General features: G+C 69.3%; 12 protein-coding genes. 3 read left to right on the top strand and 9 right to left on the bottom strand.

The genetic code is table 11. The features are described from left to right. Positions 1 to 207: 207 nt before the first annotated feature. The 6 genes from LZ199_RS11455 to LZ199_RS11430 all read right to left on the bottom strand — a co-directional run bounded on the left by LZ199_RS11455 (position 208) and on the right by LZ199_RS11430 (position 7953). Positions 208 to 783 carry an imm11 family protein gene (locus LZ199_RS11455; RefSeq protein WP_253993687.1) on the bottom strand — a complete coding sequence of 192 codons (576 nt, stop codon included), beginning with the start codon at positions 781 to 783 and terminating at the stop codon, positions 208 to 210. A gap of 19 nt (positions 784 to 802) precedes the next feature. Beyond that, entirely contained in the window at positions 803 to 2137 is a 1335-nt protein-coding gene (locus LZ199_RS11450) for an AHH domain-containing protein (protein ID WP_253993686.1), read from the bottom strand. 155 nt (positions 2138 to 2292) lie between these two features. Then, positions 2293 to 3723 carry a M20 family metallopeptidase gene (locus LZ199_RS11445; protein ID WP_253993685.1) on the bottom strand — a complete coding sequence of 477 codons (1431 nt, stop codon included), beginning with the start codon at positions 3721 to 3723 and terminating at the stop codon, positions 2293 to 2295. Between the two features lie 198 nt (positions 3724 to 3921). Then, the gene (locus LZ199_RS11440; RefSeq protein ID WP_407667189.1) at positions 3922 to 5157 is read right to left on the bottom strand and encodes a discoidin domain-containing protein; all 1236 of its coding nucleotides are present in this window, start codon (positions 5155 to 5157) and stop codon (positions 3922 to 3924) included. 308 nt (positions 5158 to 5465) lie between these two features. Next, positions 5466 to 7331 (bottom strand): malto-oligosyltrehalose trehalohydrolase, encoded by a 1866-nt coding sequence (gene treZ / locus LZ199_RS11435; protein WP_253993683.1) that lies wholly within the window; start codon positions 7329 to 7331, stop codon positions 5466 to 5468. A 130-nt stretch (positions 7332 to 7461) separates the two neighbouring features. Continuing rightward, positions 7462 to 7953 carry a hypothetical protein gene (locus LZ199_RS11430; protein ID WP_253993682.1) on the bottom strand — a complete coding sequence of 164 codons (492 nt, stop codon included), beginning with the start codon at positions 7951 to 7953 and terminating at the stop codon, positions 7462 to 7464. 213 nt (positions 7954 to 8166) lie between these two features. Between LZ199_RS11430 and LZ199_RS11425 the strand changes: the two genes are divergently transcribed. Both LZ199_RS11425 and LZ199_RS11420 read left to right on the top strand, forming a co-directional pair. Then, a complete protein-coding gene (locus tag LZ199_RS11425; RefSeq protein WP_253993681.1) occupies positions 8167 to 9312 on the top strand; it encodes an AAA family ATPase in 1146 nt (381 codons plus the stop codon). 134 nt (positions 9313 to 9446) lie between these two features. Continuing rightward, positions 9447 to 9830, top strand: coding sequence for a DUF5335 family protein (locus LZ199_RS11420; RefSeq protein WP_163863603.1), 384 nt, complete (start codon positions 9447 to 9449; stop codon positions 9828 to 9830). A gap of 131 nt (positions 9831 to 9961) precedes the next feature. On the opposite strand, the gene LZ199_RS11415 is transcribed toward LZ199_RS11420, so the two are convergent. Then, complete coding sequence (locus LZ199_RS11415; RefSeq protein ID WP_253993680.1) at positions 9962 to 10786, bottom strand: matrixin family metalloprotease; 825 nt, start codon at positions 10784 to 10786, stop codon at positions 9962 to 9964. 492 nt (positions 10787 to 11278) lie between these two features. Here LZ199_RS11415 and cls point away from each other — a divergent pair, with 492 nt between their 5' ends. Then, on the top strand, positions 11279 to 12733 hold the full coding sequence (cls, locus tag LZ199_RS11410; RefSeq protein WP_253993819.1) for a cardiolipin synthase: 1455 nt from the start codon (positions 11279 to 11281) through the stop codon (positions 12731 to 12733). 13 nt (positions 12734 to 12746) lie between these two features. Here cls and LZ199_RS11405 read toward each other — a convergent pair whose 3' ends face one another. Together LZ199_RS11405 and LZ199_RS11400 are read right to left on the bottom strand one after the other, a co-directional pair. Next, the gene (locus LZ199_RS11405; protein WP_253993679.1) at positions 12747 to 14141 is read right to left on the bottom strand and encodes an MBL fold metallo-hydrolase; all 1395 of its coding nucleotides are present in this window, start codon (positions 14139 to 14141) and stop codon (positions 12747 to 12749) included. 465 nt (positions 14142 to 14606) lie between these two features. Then, positions 14607 to 19676, bottom strand: a complete 5070-nt coding sequence (locus LZ199_RS11400) for a DNA topoisomerase 3 (RefSeq protein WP_253993678.1) — start codon at positions 19674 to 19676, stop codon at positions 14607 to 14609. Between the last annotated feature and the right edge of the window lie 936 nt (positions 19677 to 20612).

The following is a 20612-nucleotide window of genomic DNA, read 5'->3' as shown; positions in this document are numbered from 1 at the left end:
GGTGCGTGACATAGAATTTCGGCGCAATGCCTCGCAACCTCCGCGACGAGACGTCCACGGCAAGCGCGGGTTATGAAACAGAGCCCGTGTGACACACCTCCCCGAGGGTCCTGGCGACTGTCGACAGCAGCGCGGAGAGGGTGCCCCGTGGGGTCCGTGGGTCGTTCGTGGGTGACACTTCCGGTGGTGGGGCCCGCACCGCCGCGCTCAGACCTCCTCGAACTTCGCCCCTGTGACGTTGGCGCGCTCCAGGGCCACCTTGATGTCCTCGGAGACGATGAGGGCGATCTCCCACCCCCAGGTGCGGAAGACCTTCGCTCCGCCCACCTTCGTGCGGTCGATTCGCATCCCGTAGATGCCTTTGTACTGGCCGAGCTTTTCCGGCACCTCATCCTCGGGCTGGTAGTACGTTGCCTCTTCCGAGGCCTCGTCATCGATGCAGCGGATCCGCTTCGTGGCGACGAGCATGACATGCTGTTCCGGGCGCCCCTCGACATCGACAGGTATCAATTGCACATCATCCGGCGCCAACTCCGCGAAGAGGTTGGCCACTCGGACATGGACAATCGGAGCCATGCCAACTCCCGCCGTGCAGTAGTCCAACCACTTTCCATGCTCACTGATGGGAAACTTCAGGCGACCCGCAAGCTGGATGGGCCGCCCCCGGGCGAACTGCCAGATGTCTTCGACCTCGGTGCCTGCTTCGTCCAGCGGGTCTCCCAGGTACCAATTCCCACCCTGCACGTCTTCTCTGAGCCTGAAATATCGCAACGGATTCGGCATGGTGGACTTCCTAGATTCCTCACGGGTCCCGAGTCAAAAGCCTGTGGATTTTGGTTCCTGGGGTCTGCGCTTCTCTGGCGAGAATACGTAGCGCATCCGTAAGGGCCTTCCGGCAATCTTCCACCTTGCGGCACTGTCCCAAGGCTTGCTTCAGTCGATCATGGACGTACTCGTGATACTGCCGTGGATGCGGCCCCTTGTGGCCCACGACTTCAACAACGTTCTCGGGGTCCTTCAACTTCATCCCAGCCCTTGTGAACAAGTCCCTGAATCTTGGCGTCCAGGGCCCGCCGCGGGCGGCGGAGACGTCGTTCTTGTTCGTGGCGATGTGATGATTCTCGCTACGCCCTCTCCGGCTCGCCATGGCCAGGGCGTTCGGAGCGAGCGCGATGGTGAACCCCTCCGCCGTCAAGGCGACCGAACTCACGCTGCCCATGGCCGTGTACTGGAAACCCGCTTGGGACTCCACCGCCACTGCCGCCTGGGCGGAGCCCGGCAACCCCGCTGACTTCGCCGCCAGCCCCGCCGTGTTCCCGATGGCCACCGTGGCCAGCATGACGAAGACGCGCGCCGCGTTCTCCCCGAGCACCTCTCCGTATGCCTCACCCGCCGCCTGGAGTTGCTCGAAGCTCGTCGCCCGGTCCACCTGGCGCACCAGCGTCAGCCACCCGTCCAGCATGCTCCACACCGTGTCCACGCCCAGGTACGCGATGAGGCAGGCCGTCAAGGTGGCCGCCACGCCTTTACTCACCGGCTCCGGCAGCGACCACAAGAGCAGGTACATCGTCGCGGAGGCGGCGATGCCAGCGACGACCGCTTGGGGGTCCGTCATTCCCTCCAGTGCTTCGGCGGTCTCCTCCCACACCGAGTCCATGGCGATGGCCAGGGCCCACGTGTACTTGCCATCGCTGGCCAGCAGCGGGCCTTCGTCCAGCAGACGTAAGCAGTCGCCGGGTCGGTCCTTCCTCGTGCACCATTGGCCGTACGCGCGTGTCAGCGCCTCATCCGCGTAGTCCTCCAGCAGCCGAGGACCGTCCACCTCCCCTCCACGCTGGGGGATGAGTCGTGAGGAGCCACGTTCATACCCATACACCCCACTCCGGGACGGAACGCCGAAGCGCTCCCGCGCGGTCTGCATGGGATTGCGAGAGGGGCGCACATCCCGAGCGAGCTCCGCGACGGCCTCCTCGAATTCGTCGTCTTCGAGTTCAGCCGCACTCACTTCCGCGTCAGGCTCCTCGTGAGGGGTGACGACGAAAGAGTCCTCCCCGGTCTCCAGCCGCACGACTCGACCCGTCGCGCAGCCGGTGACGGCCATCAACAGGAGCAGCGACACCACCCAACGAAGCGTCATGGTAGGCCCCGGCAAGAGGCCCGCGGCGAAGGCGGGCAACCCCAGGCAGTACCAGACGACACTGACAGACAACCCAAGGAGTACGGTCGCCTGCGCCATCCATGCCGCCGCTCCCCGGGATGGGAGCGGCGGCAAATACAGACACCAGCGACGACCTACCGCTTGAAGTGGTCCGCGATGACGCTGGCCACGCAGCACGTCAGCTTCTTGCCGGTGGGGACGTGCAGGAACTCGTTGGGGCCGTGCGCGTTGCTGCCCGGGCCCAACAGGCCGGTGATGAGGAATTGCGCCTCCGGGAAGCGCTCCCCCAGCATGCCCATGAACGGAATCGTGCCGCCCTCGCCCATCGCCATCGCCGGACGGCCGAAGTACGTGCCGGACGCGGACTCCACCGCGCGCGACAGCCAGCCCGCCAGCGGCGGCGCATCCCAGCCGACGCTCGCCTTGTCACCCTCGAAGCTCACCTTCGCGCCGTACGGCGGGTCCTTCTCCAGCGCCTCCTTGAGCGCCTTCTGCGCCGCCTTGGGCTCCAGCCTCGGAGGAATGCGCATGGACAGCTTCACCGTGGTGAAGGGCCGCAACACATTGCCCGCGCTCTGGAGCGGCGGCAGGCCATCCACGCCCGTCACCGACAGCGCCGGCCGCCACGTGCGGTTGAGCACCAGCTCCGAGCCGTCGTCCGACATGGGCTTCATCCCAGACACCCACGGGAACTTGCCGAAGACCTCCTCGCCCAGCACCTTCGCCGCCGAGCGCGCCTGCTCCTGCCGCTCCTTCGGAATCTCCACGTGAAGACCCTGCACCGTCACGCGGCCCGTGCCCTCGTCCTCCACCCGCGACAACACCTGACGCAGCACGCGGAAGGACGACGCCACGATTCCGCTCGCGTCACCGGAGTGCACACCCTCCGTGAGCACGTCCACGCGCAGGTTGCCCGCCACCATGCCGCGCAGCGACGTCGTCATCCAGAGCTGCTCGTAGTTCGCGCAGCCCGAGTCCAGGCACACCACCAGCGACGGCTTGCCGATGCGCGGCGCCAGCGCCTCGATGTACGCCGGCAAGTCGTAGCTGCCGCTCTCCTCGCACGCCTCGATGAGCACCACCGTGCGCGCGTGCGGCACGCCCTGCTCACGCAGCAGGCGCAGCGCCGTCAGCGACGCGAAGGCGGAGTAACCATCATCCGCGCCACCCCGGCCGTAGAGCTTGTCGCCCTCGCGCACGGGGGTCCACGGCGTCAGGCCCTCACGCCAGCCCGTCATCTCCGGCTGCTTGTCCAGGTGGCCGTACATCAGCACGGTGTCGTCGCCGCGCGTGCCGGGCACCTCCATGTAGATGACCGGAGTGCGGTCCTTCCCCTGCTCGTCCTTGAGGCGGATGACCTCCAACGTGAGGCCCGGCAGGTGCGGCGCCTGCGCGCGGCACCACTCCGCGATGAGCTGCACCGCGGCTTCCATGTGTCCGGCCTTCACCCAGTCCGGGTCGAAGGCAGGCGACTTGTTGGGGATGCGGATGTAGCGCTCGAGCGCCGGGAGGATTTCCTTCTCCCAGATGCGGTCGGAGGACTCGGTGGCGGTCTGGACATTCATGGCCGCGATGCTGAGCACGGGACGCCGCCTCTGTCGACACCGACAAACCCTGGGCGAAGCCGGTGGAGCCCCGCCCCACCGGCCTCCCCTGCTCCTGGCCTGATGGCCTCCATCGGTGGACCTGTCACGGCCCGCCCGCTGGCAGGGAGCACGAGGAACCACCGTGCCCCCAGGAAGCACCGCGTCAGCGCCCGCGCGTCACGGCTGGATTTCGCGGACCGTCAACCACTTGAAGTCCACGTCCGTGGCGTTGTCCCAGCGGAACGTGGCGATGGGACCGCCCCAGGTAATCGGCATGGCCCCGGTGGCGCCGCCGCAGTGCTGCGCGTCACCGCCCCAGGTGCCCGAGTCCACCATGTCGTAGACCTTCTTCCACGTCACCTTGTCGGCGTTCTCGTTGACGTACATCTCCAGCCGCACGGCCTCCTTGCCGCTGACGGTGGTGTTGCGCATCACCGCCTTGAAGCCCACCCAGCGGCCCTTCAGCGCCGACGTGGCCGTCTTGTACGACGCCTGCTCGTAGGAGACATGCCACGTCTCCTTCTGCCAGCGGGCGCGGCCGTCATAGTGCAGGCCCGCCTTGTAGCTGCTGCCCTCGCAGCCGGAGTGGTCGTCGTTGTGCTTGCCGCCCCGCGCGTACCAGTCGAAGTTGTCCTTCACGTCGGACGTGGCGTTGAGCTTCACGAAGCCCGTCATCTCCACGTTGCGCCAGTCATTGGCCGCCTGCATGTAGCCCCGGCTCGCCAGCACGTCCCGGTCGTACGTGGGAATCTTCCGGTCGTCGTAGCCGGTGGAGGTGTAGACGAGCAGCCGCACCGCGCTGTTCTTTATCTTCCACGAGCCATCCGAGTTGCGAGTAATCGTCTTCTGCGGATTGAAGCGCGCATCCGACGTCGCGTTGTCCGCCAGCGACCACGCCTCGCCGCCGCTCTTGGACGGGTAGAGCATCGTCACGCCGAACTTGTCCTTGCTCGTGGACGGCGGCGTGACGACGTCGGTGGTGAGGGCCGCCAGCTCGGAGATGCTCGCCCAGGTATTCATCGTGCTGCCGTTGACGGTGATGCGCACGTAGCGCGCACTCACGGGGGAGAAGGACACGCGCTCGAAGGCCGTGCTCTTCCCGGACGAGCTGCCCGAGGACACCTGCGTCCATGCGCTGCCGTCCGGGGAGGTGGAGACGACGAACTTGCTGGAGCGCTCATTGCCTCGGAACCAGGCGATGTCCACCGCGCTCACCGACTTCACGGCGCCCAAATCACCACGCAGCCACTGCCCCACGCCGTCGCTGGACCAGCGCGTGGCGAGGTTTCCGTCGATGGCATTGGAGGGAACGTTGCCGTCGTTCCCGCTGGCGGTGACGGCGACGAAGCCGCCCGCGGCCAGCACGGGCGTGGTGAGCGCGAAGGCCGCGAGCGCGAGCGCGCGATACGGCATGCGCCAGCGAACTCCCATCCGGGATGAGGTCCTGTGGTGTGGATTCAAGTTGCTACCTCGAGTGAGGCCACCGAGGGCCACGACCCACCGGACGGACAGCACCGCCCCGGCACGCCGCGTTCCCCCCGCGGCGCGTTGGCTTTCCTCCGTCGACGCGCGCCAGGGAGCTCAGGTCTCCTCACGACACGCCGCCCACGGTGTTGATGTCTCAACGTTCGAACTGCGGCGCCAATACCCGAGGGGGTGATAGGTCATTCCCATCGCCCACCCCCTCGAGCAAGCCCGCGCTTGTCCGGACGCCAGGGCCACTACCGCTGACTCGCGAAGCGCAACACGATGGCGGACGGCCCTTCCAGGCGCACGACTCCGTCCTGGAGGGGAGAGGTCCTGGTGTCTCCCCCGAAGCGGGGCGACTCGCTCCACAGCACGACTTCAGCGTCGGGAGGGACGCGGTGCTCCACCTTCCCGCGAAGGCCGAGCAACACCTGGAGCACCTGCCCGCCTCCTCGCCGCTCCAGCACCAGCGCCTCCGGCCCCACGACCCGCGCGTCGTACGTGCCGCGTCGCGCGTCCTTCAACGCGGGCTCCGTCGCGCGCAGCCGGAGCAGCTCTCGGTAGAGCGCGCGGATGCCCGAGTGCCCCGGCTTCTGGGCCTCGCTCCAGTCCAGCCGGGAGCGCGCGAAGGTGTCCTCCGCCTGCGGGTCCGGCACCTGCTCGCCCGCGAAGCGCGTGAAGCCCGCGAACTCCTTGCGCCGGCCCTCGGTGACGAGCCGGCCCAGCTCCTCGTTGTGGTCCGTGAAGTAGAGGAACGGCGTGCTCGCGTTCCACTCCTGCCCCATGAAGAGCAGCGGCGTGTAGGGCGACAGCAGCAGCAACGCGCTCATCGCGCGGAAGGCCGCGGGGGACACGTCATGCCCCAGTCGCTCGCCCAGCGCGCGGTTGCCCACCTGGTCATGATTCTGGAGGCAGTACACGAAGGCCGAAGGAGCAAGGCCCTCCGCGCGCGTGCCTCGCGCATGCCCCTGGTTCTTCGACACCTGGCCCTCGTAGAACCAGCCCTGGCGCAGCGTGCGCGCCAGGTCCTCCGCGCTGCCCGTGTAGTCCTGGAAGTAGCTCTCGCTGTCCCCCGCGAAGGCGCGCCGCATCTGGTGGTGGAAGTCATCCGCCCAGACGCCGTCCAGCCCGTGGCCTCCCTCGGACGCGGGCAGCATGAGGCGGCGCTCGTTGCGCTCGTCCTCGGCGATGACGATGACCCGGCGTCCCGGGGCGCTGGCCCGGGCACGCTCGGCGATTTCGGTGAGCAGGTGCGGCGCTGTCTCATCGACGATGGCGTGCGCCGCGTCCAGGCGCAGGCCGTCCAGGTGGTAGTCGCGAATCCACATCTCCACGTTGGAGAGCACCATCTCCCGCACGGGCCGGCTGTCCTCGCCGTCGTAGTTCACCGCGTCGCCCCACGGCGTGTGGTGGCGTCCGGTGAAGTAGTGCGGCGAGTACGCGCGCAGGTAGTTCCCGTCCGGCCCGAAGTGGTTGTAGACGGCGTCCAGCAACACGCCCAGGCCCTGCGCGTGCGCGGCGTCCACCAACCGGCGCAGTCCCATGGGCCCGCCATACACCTGCGCGGGCGCGAAGAGGTCCACCCCGTCGTAGCCCCAGTTGCGAGTGCCCGGGAAGCTGGCCACCGGCAGCAGCTCCAGCGCGGTGATGCCCAGCTCCTTCAGCTCGGGCAGCTTGGAGATGAGCGCCTCGAAGGTGCCTTCGGGCGTGGCGGTGCCCACGTGCACCTCGTAGAGGACAAGGTCCTGGGGCTCCACGCCCTTCCAGCCGGCGTCCGTCCACGCGAAGTCCGGCACCACGACTTCCGACGGGCCGTGCACGCCCTGCGGCTGCGAGCGGGACCACGGGTCCGGAAAGGGCCCCGCGCCATCCACGCGCAGCTTGTAGCGCACGCCCGCGCCCTGCCCCTCCAGCACCGCGCTGAAGTAGCCGTCGCGCTCCGCCGCCATCGGCAGCACGCGGCCCGGCTCGCCGCGCGCGTCGTGCAGCACCACCTCCACGCGCTCGTGACTGGGAGCCCAGACGCGCCACCGCACCTTCGGGCCTTCTTCCACCCACGCACCCAGCGAGGGAACCTTCGCCTGCTTCGCGTCCGCCTTCTTCTCCGCCAGAGCACCCATTTGTGTGTTCTGTAATGCGCCCGGGTTCCTCCGGGGAGCACTTGCGCGAAGTCGAAGCGCACTCTCCCATCAGAGATGTTCACGGGTGGGCGTTCACACGCGGCAGGCGCCCCTCACGTCGGCCGCCCGCTCAAGCGGGCTCGCGGTGCAGCAGGAAGGGGACCGTGAGGTGGCGCAGCACCGGCAGCTCCAGGTGCGTCATCGCCAGCAGCGTGCGCCCCTCCAGCCAGCGCAGCTCGTCCACCCAGGGACGCCACTGCCTGCCCACCTCCGGCGTGTACTCCACCTGGAGCGACGTGCGCCCGTCCACCCGCGACGTCCCCTCGCGAATCACCAACGGCACGGCCCGCCAGATGCCGCCCACGCGGTTCACGAGGTTCGCCCCCTCTCGTCCCCCGGGGGCGATGTCCTTGCCCCACCAGCCTCGCATCCCCAGCACGCCCAGCAGTCGCAGCGCGAGGCCCTGGAACCAGGCGGGGCCCAACAGCTCCGCCCGGTAGCGTCCCGGCAGTGCCTCCCGGGTGGGCGTGGGCAGACGGGTGAACAACAAGCGCCACTCGCGCAGCGTGTGGTGCTCCGGCGCGAGCGCGAGGGGAGGTGCGACCTGGGTCGTGAGGCTCATGCCCGGACGCTAAGCAGCGTGTCCTGGCGCGCGCAGCCGTCCGCGCCCGCTCGCCCGTCCCGCGAGGGGGCTGATTCGCCCCTGTGTCCATCCATGACGGGGGCGCGGAAGGCACGAGGTCGTCGGCCTGCTTGTGGACGCCCCGAGCCGCCTGGATGATGCGGCCCCGGTCCGGAAGCCTTCCGGTCCGCCCTCCCTGGAGCCGCCTGGAAAATGACTGTCGCCCGCCATGGCCTGGAGTCACGGCCTGTCCCTCGCGGTGAGGATGTCCGCGAGCGTGTCGCGGCCCTGGAAGTCCTCTCCCCCCGCGAAATCGACGCGCGGCTCACGGACCTGGGCTACCGGGGGCAGGAGGAGGCGCGCCGCGCGGCCTCCGTGCTGGCCTACCGCCACCTGCGCCGCATCCGCCGCCTGCACCTGGAGGGACTCGCGCCCGAGCCGGGCCTGCGCGAGAACTGCATGTTCCTGGGGCCCACCGGCTCCGGCAAGACGTTCCTCGTGGAGCTCTTGTTCCGCGAAATCCTCGCCGTGCCCACGGTGCTGGCGGACGCCACCCAGTTCTCCGAGACGGGCTACGTGGGCGACGACGTCAACACGCTCCTGTCGCGCCTGTATGAAGTCGCCGACAAGGACGCGGACTGGGCCGCGTGCGGCGTCATCTGCATGGACGAGTTCGACAAGCTCGCCACCAGCCGCTCCGACAGCCGCTTCGCCGGACAGCAGACCACCAAGGACGTCAGCGGCTTCGGCGTGCAGCGCAGCCTCCTGCATCTGCTCTCCGCCGCCAACGCGGACTTCCCTCCGGACTTCGGCTTCACCAGCCGGCTCCAGCCGGACACGATGGAGCTGTCCTGTGTCACGTTCATCGCCTGCGGCGCCTTCAGCGGCCTGCGCTCCACGGCGGAGGGCATGACGCGCACGGAGCGCCTGGGCTTCGGCCGCGAGCCCCAGCACACGCCCGAGGAGTCCATCGCCGTGGCCGTCACCCAGGAGCAGCTGGAGCAGACGACGGCCTTCGCGCGCTACGGCTTCATCCCGGAGCTCATCGGCCGCTTCAACCGGCTGGTCTCCTTCACGCCGCTGGACGCGGCCACGCTGGGCGACATCCTCCAGAACAACGTGCTGCGCTCATACGAGCGCGAGTTCGAGCAGGAGGGTCTGCGCCTCCAGGTGGAGCCCTCCGTGCGCGAGCACATCGTGACGCGCGCGCTCAAGCGCGAGACGGGCGCGCGCGGCCTGCGCACCACCCTGGGCCCCCTGCTGGAGCAGACGGCCTACGAGCACTTCGGCCGGCAGGGCACCGCCTCCACGGTGCGCCTGGTGCTGGAAGGCGACTCGGTGCGCTCCCTCACCGAATAGCGCCCCAGGGCCCGCGAGCCAGCGGGAGCTTGTCGGCGGCTCGGACGGCGAGCAGGAGGGCGGGCCCGGCTGCGTCCAGGCCCGCACGAGCCTTACGGTCTACTCGGGAACGCCAACACCGGAGGGACACACACATGGCTCACACGGACCACACGCGAGAGATTCCCCGGGAGGGCTGGGCGGACTATCTGGCGCTGCTCTCCAACATGGAGAAGGAGCACCCGGTTCGCATCGAGGTGGAGGGGCTGGACCTGGGAGCGCAGTCGGCCGTCAAGGGCGGGGCGCTGGTGGAGATCAGCCTGGAGGAGAAGGGCAGCGACAAGGGCGTCGTGGCCATCATCATCGACAACCCGGACGGGGAAGACACCCACCGCATCCAGAAGCCGGAACACATCTACGCGGACGAGAGCGAGAGCGGCGAGTTGGAGTGCCTCGATATCGAAAGCGCCGAGGACAACACCAAGACGCTCATCTACTTCGGCGAGGCCGCCACGGCCGGCGCGCGAAACATGGACTGACGGGCACGGCCACGCAGAAAGGCCGGAAGGCACCCCCCTCCGCGGGAGAAGGAACCTTCCGGCCTGGGGCCTCGGCCCCCACCGCCACTCACGTGACGAGGGGAGCCTTGGCCGGGTGAGTCGAACTCAAATCACGGATACAGAGCGCGAGCGCCCGTCTTGTCCAGGCTGGTCAGGACGAGGTCGCCCGTCTGCGTGCCACGGCACTGGGGGTAGTGCATGACGGAGGCGCTGTCGTACGCCGTCAGCGCGCGCCACTGCGCGTCCTCGTAGCAGCCCGTGCTGGACAGGCGGGTGTGCTCGTGACGGAAGCCGAGCGTGTGGCCCAGCTCGTGGCGCAGGATGCCCGCCAGCGTCCAGGGCGAGATGCTGCCGAACGCCGTGTTGTCGATGAGGACGTTGCGGCCCGAGCGAGCCGAGCCGGGGAAGAACGCGCGCGCCAGGTACTGGCCACCGGAGTTCACCGGACGCACGTCGAACAGCACGCCCGCCTGGCTCGCCGTGCAGCTCGCGTCGTACGAGGTGCTGTGGACGAAGTTCACGCTCGCGGTGGCCTCCCAGGCCGCCGTCGCGCTGTTCATCGCCGTGACGACCTTCGCCTTGTTCGTCGTGCCGAAGGTGCTGCTCACGCAGTACGTCAGCGAGCCCTTCTGCGTGGAGCTCCACTTGCGGTCATTCGCCGTGCCACCGCCGACGTTGTACACGGCCAGGCCGTCGTGGTTCTTGCCCTCGTCCGTGACGACGTTGTTGTCGAAGTAGGCGCGCAGCTCCTCCTCGCTGTCCACGGCCTGGTCCATGTCGAAGATCCACTTGCCTTCGGGATCCTGCACGGCACTCGCGCGGAACTCCTCCCACGTCATCTTCGGCGCCTGCGTCTCGGAGGCCTCGGGACCACCACACGCGGTCCCCAGAAGAGCGACACCAGCCAGCAACGCCATCGAGCGGAACTTGAGCATTCGGATTTCCTTGGACCAGCAACTGCGGGGGATGCGCCCTCCACCTGGTTCCTCCACCAGCCGCGGCACGGCGCGCCCTGCCCATGAGCAACTGTCGGGCCAAGAACGTCTTACAATGGCAAAAACCGCTATAAAGGATTAACCTGGAGTATCCGCACTCCAGGTCTTGAGGCCCGATTGTAAATGGACCTGACATGGGGTTCTGGAACCTGCTGGAAGAACTGGAGTTTCTTCTCGTCGGCGGGACTGTTCGAGAACCGGACAATGCTGTCCGCGAATCAGTCAACCGCCCCGGGGTCGAAGGAAACCTGGACAGGGGCCCCTCGCACTCGCATCCGGAGCGGAAAGGGTCAATCACCATGCACGCGCCGTCAGGATGCGTCAAGCGGCTCCGACGCGGCGCGGCCTGACAGTGGCGGGGCGCACCGCGCTGCGCCGTGGCGGGTGTCCCGTGTATAGCCGGAGGGCTCCGTGTCCTCTTTCCTGTTCGACATGTCCGTGGTGGTCACCTGGCTGGAGGCGGCGTGGCCGCACGTGGCGGCGGTGCTGACGGTGCTGGTGAGCGTGCTGACCAGCACGCACGTGGTGCTGCGCAAGCGGGACGTGCGCGCGGCGGTGGGCTGGGTGGGATTGGTGTGGCTGGTGCCGGTGCTCGGCGCGGTGCTCTATCTGTTGTTGGGCATCAATCGCATCCGCCGGCGCGCTCGCTCGCTGACGCCCCGGCGTGAGCACGGGCTGTTCCCGCCCATCCGCGGCGTGGAGGCGGTGGTGGCGGAGGGCGTGTCGCGGGTGAAGCCGGAGGTCGCCCACCTGGCGCCGCTGGCGCGCCTGGGGGACGCGGTGCTGCACCGGCCGCTGCTGCCCGGCAATCGAATCACGGTGCTGGAGTCCCGGACGGACGCCTACCCGGCCATGCTGGAGGCGATAGCAGGCGCGCGCACGTCCATCTCGCTGTGCAGCTACATCTTCGACAACGACATGGCGGGCCGGCACTTCGCGAGGGCGCTGGGCGAGGCGGTGCGGCGCGGGGTGCAGACGCGGGTGCTGGTGGACGCGGTGGGCGCGCGCTACACGTGGCCGACGATTCTGGGCCGCCTCAAGCGCGAGGGCATCCACGCCGCGCGCTTCCTGCCCTCGTTGATGCCCTACCGGCTGCCCTTCATGAACCTGCGCAACCACCGCAAGGTGCTGGTGGTGGACGGGCGCGTGGGCTTCACGGGCGGGATGAACATCCGCGAGCACTTCTGGCCGGGCGAGCAGGCCGCGCGTGACTTGCACTTCCGCCTGGAGGGCCCGGTGGTGGCGCAGCTGCAGGAGACCTTCGCCGAGGACTGGGTCTTCACCACGCGGGAGAAGCTGACGGGGGACGCGTGGTTTCCGGAGCACGCGCCAGTGGGCGCGGTGCTGGCGCGGGGGATTCCGGACGGGCCGGACGAGGACTTCGAGAAGCTGCGCACGGTGTTGCTCGGGGCGCTGTCCATCGCGCGGACGTCGGTGCGCATCGTCACGCCGTACTTCCTGCCGGACGCGGCGCTCATCACCGCGCTCAACGTGGCGGCGCTGCGCGGCGTGCGCGTGGACGTGGTGCTGCCCCGGAAGGGAAACCTGCCGGTGGTGCAGTGGGCCAGCACCGCGCAGCTCTGGCAGGTGCTGGCGTCGGGGTGCCGGGTGTTCCTCACCGAGCCCCCCTTCGACCACACCAAGCTGATGGTGGTGGATGGAGAGTGGGGGCTCATCGGCTCTGCGAACTGGGACCCGCGCTCGCTGCGGCTCAACTTCGAGCTGAACGTGGAGTGCTACGACGCGGAGCTGGCGGGGCGGCTGAACGCGGTGGTGGAGGAGCGGCTGTCACGCTCGCGGCCCCTCAGCCGCGAGCAGGTGGATGGCCGGCCCCTGCCCATCCGATTGAGGGATGGGCTGGCCCGGCTCCTGTCTCCGTACCTCTAGCGGGCGCGGCGACTCACAGCAGCGCGCGCCGCATCTTCCAGAAGGTCTCCTTGGCGGTGCGGAACGCCGTGGAGTCCGACGGCAGGAGCGTGCGCAGCAGCTCCGCCGACTGCGTCTGGAGCGGCCTCACGCAGTGCGCCTCCACCTGGCCGCGCAGGAAGCCCACCGGGTCCCTGCGGCGGTACTCGGAGAAGTAGGTCTTCAGCTCGTTGCGCGTGCGGGCCTTGCCGTTGTCCGCGTACTTGGCCACGTAGGGGCTGAAGTCCGGGTACAGCCGCCCCTCGCCGAAGTCGCCGTGCAGCGTCGTCTTCATGAAGTTGCCGATGAGCAGGTCATCGAAGACGCGGTAGCGCACGGCCGTCATCAGCGAGTTGCGCGGGGCCTCGAAGGTGATGCCCCGGCGGAAGCGGCGGGTGTGGAACTCGATGACGTGGTCCTGGCCGCCCACGCGGAAGCGGAGGAAGTCGAGCACGGAGCCCAGGTGCTCAATCCCGCCGAAGTACTCGCGCAGCGTCCGGGCCTCGTCGGCCTCCAGCATCTCGTTCCAGTCGTCGCCGAACTCCTTCGGGTCCACCGGCAGCAGCGCGCGCTCCGTGGGGCGGATGAGCTGCTTGTCGTCCTTGGAGAAGTCGCAGCGGATGAAGGCGGGCAGGAGCGTGCACGTCTCGGACTCGAAGCCCCGACTGTAGTCGTCGAGCGTCGTCGTGTACTCGGAGGCCCACATGGAGTCGGCGCGCTGGTACTTGTGCATGGAGCTGAAGGGCACGAAGTAGCGCGCGCCGTAGAACTCCGCCTGCCGGGCGATGGTGCGTCCCACCGGCGTCTTCGCCGCGGCGTAGGGAATGACTCGCTGCCCGTCCTCGGTGAAGTAGTTGATCATGTCCGCGTCGCCGTAGCCGGACAGGGCCAGCAGGTACGACTCGTCGTACCGGCGCACCATGCTTCGCACGAAGCGGCCCCAGCCCCGGTCGCCTGCGTCGTTGAGGTTGACGAGGAGCCGCCCGTCCACGTCGACCAGGAGCACCGCGTCCTGGTTCATGTCCGGGATGCACAGGACGCGGATGCGCGGGGACAGCTGCGTCCACACGCGGTCCACCAGCACGTGCACGTTGAAGCCCTGCTCACGCAGGTCATCGCGGATGCGCCCGCCGAAGTGGTTGGGCACCAGAATCGTCTGCTCGCGCAGCTTCTCCAGTGACTCCGCGCTCAGGTGGTCCGGGTGGCCATGGGACAGCCACACGTACTGACAGCGCTGGATGGTGTCTCGCACCTCCTCGGGAATGTCGTGGGACAGCGTCCAGCTCCCGAAGTATGCGGCGCCGTGAGTCCATGGGTCGGTGACCAGCACCGGTCCGTTGTCGTGGCAGATGAGTGTGGCGTTTCCGATTGTCTCGAATCCGAGTTCCATCTTCCGCTCCCCCCTCGTGCTCCTGTTGCGGTTGCTCGCCATCGCGGTAGCTGGACCGAAAGGTGACGCAGGGGCTTGGGGCGACACAGTGCCCTCGCGGGCAGCGAAAAGGACTTCGCGCCCGGCAGGTTGCTCCGAGCGGGGAGCGAGAGAAGATGTTTTCCACGAGCGTGCCGCCACCCGTGCCCGTGCGCGGCGAGGATGCGGCCCGCGAGGACGCTGGGCCCCCCTTGCGAGGGTGGACTGGAGCCGCCGGAGCCCTCCGAGTCACCCGTCAATGGCGCGAAGCCGTGGGTCTGCTCGGCAGCCCTCGCGCGGGGGGAGACGGGCGAGTGAGCCCGTGGCACGCCCTCCCTTGCGTCGAGTGAGGGTCGGCCCGGGCACGTGGTGACATGGGCCCATGTCCAGGTAGGCCCCGGTGCCGGTTCCCGCGAGTACACGAGCGTCTCGCGGGGGGCGTGTCGGTCAGCGCTTGCGAGCGACGAGCGAGAGAATCTGCGAACCGTAGCGCTCGGTGAGGGCCGGCCCGACGCCGTGGATGGCCATCAGCGCCGCGCCGTTCTCCGGTCGCGCCGCGGCGATGGCGCCCAGCACCCGGTCCGTGAGGATGCGGAACGCGGGCACCTTGCGCTTGCGCGCCTCCGCGAGCCGCCAGGCCTTCAGCGAGTCCACCAAGCCTGGAGGCGCCTCCACCTGCTCCGCACCTCGACCGCTCCGGCTCCGCGTGCCCCGGCCTTCCGTCTCCACGGGCGCGGCGTCATCCAGCTCCACGCGGCGCCCCCGAGCCCCCTTGCTCTCCGAGGCTGGAGCGCGGGCGGTCCACGCGCCGGAGTCGGCCCGCTCCGCGGCGCCTCCGCGGGACGCATTCCAGGACGACCGCTGGTCGAAGTCCTCGGAGGGAGGAGACGCGCGCCACTGTCGCGCGGCGCTCGCCTCACCCGTGCCCCGTCCCTTGGCGCTTGCCCGAGTCGGACGCTTGGCTGCCTTTCCGCTCGCCGTTTTGGTCTTCCCGCGCTTGCGCTTGGTCGCCTTCTCCAGCGCGAGCGGAAGGACGACGTGCTGGGGGTCCACCGCGCGGGTGCGCCGACCCTCGTCCGTCAGCGACACGCGCTGGAAGGAGATGACCTGTCCGTCCTTGTCGAACGAGTCGACCTCCAGCCGCGTCAGCCCGGCGCGCACCAGCCCTCCAACGAGCCGCTCGAAGTCGCGACGTGGGAGCGCATCCCCGAACAGCTCCCGGTGGAGCCGGCCCGTGGCCTGTCCATCGCGCTCCTGGAGCGACTCCAGGATGCGCTCCAGCCAGTGCCGCTCCGCCGCCGAGGGCTCCGCGAAGCGCAGCGTGGCGCACGACTCCGGGGCGCACACGTCACACAGGCCGCACGCCTCACCGGAGTCCTGGGTGTCACCGAAGTGCCCCACCAGTTGCTTCATGCGGCAGCCATGGGCCTCGGCATAGCGACCCATCTGCTCCAGGTGCAGCAGCTTGCGCTCGCGCTGCGCGGTGTAGGCGGCGGACCAGTTGGGTCGCCCGCGTCGCACCGTCTCGTCGGGCGTCATCACCACACCGCCGTGAATCCACAGCTGCTCCAGCGCCTTGTCGAAGATCTCCGGGTCTCCGCGCACGCGCCCTTGGAGTGCCTGCTTGGGCTCCGGCTCCATCGACGTGGACTGGAACAGCCGCTCCAGCACGTAGGCCTCGGGATAGTCGCGCTTGTGGAAGAACTCGTGCGTGCGCCGGTCGATGTACGAGTGCAGCAGCACCGCACGGGCTGGCTTGCCGTCACGGCCCGCGCGCCCCAGCTCCTGGTAGTAGCCCTCCAGGCTCGCGGGCAGCGCGGCGTGGATGACGGTGCGGACATCCGGCTTGTCGATGCCCATGCCGAACGCCGTGGTGGCGACGATGACCTCCAGCGAGCCTCGGAGGAACTCGGCCTGGACCCTGTCGCGGTTCTCCGGTGGAAGCCCCGCGTGGTACGCGGCCGAGGGGAAGTCGCCGGCCAGCATCTCCGCGAGCTGCTCGGCGTGCTTGCGCGTGGCGGCGTAGACGATGGCGGGACGGTTCTCCTCGTCCTGGAGCAGCCCGTGGATGGCGTCGCCGCGAGCGCCGGGGTTCAGCTCGCGCACCTCGATGGCGATGTTGGTGCGGCGGAAGCCATGGATGAAGGTGCGCGCGCGGCCTCCCGCACCCAGGAGGCCGAGCTGCTGGACGATGTCCCGCTGCACGTCGGGCGTGGCGGTGGCGGTGAGGGCCACCACGGGCGCGGGGCGGAGCAGCGGGAGCCGCGAGCCGAGCAGTCGGTAGTCGGGGCGGAAGTCATGGCCCCACTGGGAGATGCAGTGCGCCTCGTCGATGGCGATGAGCGTGGGCGGACGTCGCGCCAGGAACTCCACGAAGCCCGGCACACCGAGTCGCTCGGGAGCGATGAACAGGAAGTCGAGCTTCCCTTCCAGGTAGTCGAAGCACACCTGTCGTGAGGTGGCCCTGTCTCGCCCGGAGTGGATGCGGTCCGCCGCGAAGCCGAGCGACTGGAGCCGCAGCACCTGGTCCTCCATCAGCGCGATGAGCGGACTGACGACGATGGTCGTCCCCGCGCGAGCCAGACCGGGGAGCTGGTAGCAGAGTGACTTGCCCGCGCCCGTGGGCATGACGAGCAGCAGGTCCTCGCCCGCGGTGGCCGCGCGACAGACGGCCTCCTGGTAGGGGCGGAACTCGGAGAAGCCGAAGGCCTCTTTCAGGAGGGGGCGGAGCCTGTCCGGTGGAGTGGGCGCACGAGGCACCCGGTCGGGCCGCTGGCCCGGTGGTGGCGCGAGCCCTCCGCGAGAGGACGAGGTCCCGCGCGACGCACTCGCCCCCAGCGTCCCCGGCCGGCGGGGCGTCATCGCCACTCCCGCGTCCGAAAAGGCCGCGCTCTGTGCTCGGCGGGAGCTGGGTGCCGCGCCTGAGTCCGAGAACGACTCCGCGCGACGAGCACCGCCCACGCTGGAGTCCGAGAACGACTGGGGCTCTGCGCGCCAAGCACCGCCCGCGCTTGAGTCCGCGAACGACGGTGACTCCGTGCGACGCGCACCGCCCGCGCTTGAGTCCGCGAACGACTGAGACTCCGTGCGACGCGCACCACCGCTCACGCTCGAATCCGTGAACGCAAAGGACTCAGACCGACGAGCGCCGCCACTCGCGCCCGGCTCCGAGAACGACAAGGACCCTGTGCGCTGAGCACCACCACCCGCGCCCGACTCCGCGAAGGCGGCACTCCGCGTACCCCGCGAGCTCATCCCTCCGAGCAAGTCCGACGCTACGGGCCCATCCACACGCTGGGCACCACGTCCTCCGCTTACATCCACGCCAGCGGCCTCGCCCATACGACGCGAGCCACCCGCGCTCGCCTCGGCGTACCCGCCACTCCCCACCCCCGACCGCTCACGAAACGCCACTGTCCCCTCCCCGCCCCCATCCATCCCTCGCCCTGCCCCCGCGCCACGCGACATCGAGGCCCCATAGGGCATCGCCTGAGCCGGGCCCGTGGGCCCATGGCCCACCACCTCGGTGACATACTTCTCGATGCCCCGGATGAACTCGTCCAGCCGGCCTTCGCCCCGCTCGATGCGCTGAAGCCAGGCTTCCCACTGGCCCGTCATCGCCGGCGTCTTCACGTCCGGGTGCACCACCTGGATGAGGTGCAGCCCCTTCTCCGTGGCCTCCAGCACCTTCCCCGAGCGGACGAGGTACTCCCGGTCCAGCAACACCTCGATGATGGACGCACGCGTGGCGGGCGTCCCCAGCCCCGTCTCGCGCATCGCATCCGCCAGCTCCTTCTCGTCCAGCGCCCTGCCCGCCGTCTCCATCGCCGTCAGCAGCGACGCATCCGTGAAGCGCGGAGGCGGACGCGTGCGCTTCTTCACCGCCTTCACGTCCTCCACCTTCTGCGGCTGCCCCCGCTCCAACCCCGACGGCAACGACTGAGGCTCGTCGTCCGGCTCCGCGTCCTCGTCACCCTTGCGAGACTCGGCCTTCGGTTTCGGCGCCTTCTTGCCTCCGCCGATATCCAGCACCTTCCAGCCCACCCGCTCCACCTGGGTGCCCGTGCTCTGGAAGCGGTCCACCACGGGCACCGCGCTCTGGGGCCCCGGCGACATCACCGCCGTCACCACCGTGGTCACCCGCCACACGTGGTCCTCGTGCCACGCCTGGAGCAACCGCCGGCACACCAGGTCATAGACGCGCTGCTCGTCCGGAGACAGCCGCAGCCCCTGCGGCGACGTGGGCGTCGGGATGATGGCGTGGTGGTCCGTCACCTTCGCGTCATCCACGTAGCGCCGACCCAGGGGCCTCGCGCCCGTCCCTGGCGCCAGGTCCTCCTCGTAGGGCCCGCGCACGGTGTTCACCACTTCCGGCAGCGTGTCAGCCACCGTCTGCGACAGGTGCCGGCTCGCGGTGCGCGGATAGCTCAAGAGCTTGTGCTTCTCGTAGAGCGCCTGCGCCACCTCCAGCGTGCGCTGCGCGCTGAAGCCATACAGCCGGTTCGCGTGACGCTGCAGCTCCGTCAAGTCGTAGAGCAGCGGGGGAGCCATCTTCTTCTCCTCCGCGTCCAGCGATTCAATGGCGGCCCGCCCGCGCTTCACCCGGTCGATGACGGCCTGCGCATCCACCCCGTCCGCGTCCAGCCTCCGCGACTCGCGCACGCCCTCCATGCCCGGCGGAATCACGGGCCTGCCATCCGGCCCCGAGCGGAACCACGTCCCGTCATACCGGGCCCCCGCCGCCACGCCCTTCCCCTGCGGCGCGAAGGTGGCCACCACCTCCAGATAGTCCCGGGGAACGAAGCTGCGGATGGCCAGCTCCCGCTCCACCACCATGGCCAGCGTGGGCGTCTGCACCCGCCCCACGCTCAGCATCTCCCCCTGCCCCCCGTGCGCCAGCGTGTACAGGCGCGACAGGTTCATCCCCACCAGCCAGTCCGCGCGGCTGCGGCCCATCGCCGCCGAGGCGAGCGAGTCATACTCCCGCCCCTCCTTGAGCTGCCGGAACCCATCCCGGATGGCGCGCTCCGTCAGCGACGACACCCACAGCCGCCGCACCGGCTTGCGGCACCCCGCCGCCTCATAGATGTAGCGGAAGATGAGCTCTCCCTCGCGGCCCGCGTCCGTGGCGCACACCACCCCGCCCACGTCCGGCGAGGTCAGCACCCGGCGCACCACGTCGAACTGGGAGCGCGTCTGCTCGGAGACCACCAGCGGCCAGTCCCCCGGCAGCATCGGCAGGAGCGAGCGGCTCCACTTCTTCCAGTCCGGTCGAATCTCGTGCGGCTGCGCCAGCCCCACCAGGTGGCCAATCGCCCACGTCACCACATAGCCGTTGCCGCGCAGGAAGCCGTCACCCCGCTCCTGCGCCCCCAGCACCCGGGCGATGTCGCGCGCCACGGACGGCTTCTCCGCCAGCACCGCCAGCAGGGACGCACGCCCCGAGCCCCGGCCCGCGCCCTCCATACCGCCTCGCCTGTCCTCGCCGGGCGACTCGCCCATCGCTTCCCACCTCATGAAACCAGTCCCCTCCCGCCCCACCCGCCACCACCCGGGAAGCCAACCCCCGAGCCCACGTCTCGACCCACTTCCCTACCGCGTCAGGCTGACATGGCCAGCCCCTCGCTGTCCCTACCCGTGACGCCCGTCCGCCGCCCGTCCAGCCGAGGAAAATCGCCCTCCTCCACCCCCCCTCGTCTCCCGCGCACCCGACGACCTCCCGGGTCACCACACCAAGGGTGGAATCCGGCACGTTCAGCCCGCCGCCAGGTCGCTCGGGAAGCTGGCGCGTTCGCGCAAGCGTTTGGCGCTAACGCGGAAAACTCATTCTACCGACTGAGCCAGTATGCCCTGGTCGACACGCGCCACGGCGCGGGTCTCACGGGGGGATGCAGTCAACGATGGTGCGAAGGGAGAGACGAATGTCGCACGTCGCGCATGAGTCGGGCCAGCGGGTTCCGGGGGGAAGCGCGAGGCCAGACGGTGTGAAGCGTGGGGGAAGGGGACGGGGAGTCACGGCCCGGAAGGCGGGGACTCGCATCAGCAGAGGGGAGCGCGCAAGCGCACTGGAAGCACAAGAGGGGGACATCGCGGTACCCGAGCTGAACGCCTTCGCGGGGGCGAAGCGCAGACAGCTCGCGGTGCTGATGAAGTCCAGAGCACTGGGACTGCTCCGGGGGGAGATGGACCTTGTAACGCGGGTGGCGTCCATGCGCCCGCAGACGTTTGGCTGGGCGCAGACCCTGGCGCGATTGCGAGCGAGCTCGCGTCCCGCCGAGTACTGGCCTTAGCCCGATTCAAGGGGTGTTGGTGCTTGGGGCACCGCGACATCCTGAAAGCAGAGCAGTTCGGCATGCGCACCGGGGGGCGCGCACGTTCGTGAAGTCACAGCTTCGCTGGAGGGGTCCAAGGCCCTCCTGACACCAACAGGGCGGGTAGGAAGATGGCGCCGCG

The sequence above is a fragment of the Myxococcus qinghaiensis genome (genome assembly GCF_024198215.1).
Classification (GTDB): domain Bacteria; phylum Myxococcota; class Myxococcia; order Myxococcales; family Myxococcaceae; genus Myxococcus; species Myxococcus qinghaiensis.
The sequence above is the reverse complement of the archived record's forward strand: the minus strand, read 5'-3'. Positions and strand labels throughout refer to the sequence as shown.

What these genes read in the sequence shown, in the direction of transcription:
- LZ199_RS11455 (WP_253993687.1), bottom strand. Translation starts at nt 783, where the DNA reads ATGCCGAATCCGTTGCGATATTTCAGGCTCAGAGAAGACGTGCAGGGT.
- LZ199_RS11450 (WP_253993686.1), bottom strand. Translation starts at nt 2,137, where the DNA reads ATGACGCTTCGTTGGGTGGTGTCGCTGCTCCTGTTGATGGCCGTCACC.
- LZ199_RS11445 (WP_253993685.1), bottom strand. Translation starts at nt 3,723, where the DNA reads ATGAATGTCCAGACCGCCACCGAGTCCTCCGACCGCATCTGGGAGAAG.
- LZ199_RS11440 (WP_407667189.1), bottom strand. Translation starts at nt 5,157, where the DNA reads ATGCCGTATCGCGCGCTCGCGCTCGCGGCCTTCGCGCTCACCACGCCC.
- treZ (WP_253993683.1), bottom strand. Translation starts at nt 7,331, where the DNA reads ATGGGTGCTCTGGCGGAGAAGAAGGCGGACGCGAAGCAGGCGAAGGTT.
- LZ199_RS11430 (WP_253993682.1), bottom strand. Translation starts at nt 7,953, where the DNA reads ATGAGCCTCACGACCCAGGTCGCACCTCCCCTCGCGCTCGCGCCGGAG.
- LZ199_RS11425 (WP_253993681.1), top strand. Translation starts at nt 8,167, where the DNA reads ATGACTGTCGCCCGCCATGGCCTGGAGTCACGGCCTGTCCCTCGCGGT.
- LZ199_RS11420 (WP_163863603.1), top strand. Translation starts at nt 9,447, where the DNA reads ATGGCTCACACGGACCACACGCGAGAGATTCCCCGGGAGGGCTGGGCG.
- LZ199_RS11415 (WP_253993680.1), bottom strand. Translation starts at nt 10,786, where the DNA reads ATGCTCAAGTTCCGCTCGATGGCGTTGCTGGCTGGTGTCGCTCTTCTG.
- cls (WP_253993819.1), top strand. Translation starts at nt 11,279, where the DNA reads ATGTCCGTGGTGGTCACCTGGCTGGAGGCGGCGTGGCCGCACGTGGCG.
- LZ199_RS11405 (WP_253993679.1), bottom strand. Translation starts at nt 14,141, where the DNA reads ATGGAACTCGGATTCGAGACAATCGGAAACGCCACACTCATCTGCCAC.
- LZ199_RS11400 (WP_253993678.1), bottom strand. Translation starts at nt 19,676, where the DNA reads ATGAGGTGGGAAGCGATGGGCGAGTCGCCCGGCGAGGACAGGCGAGGC.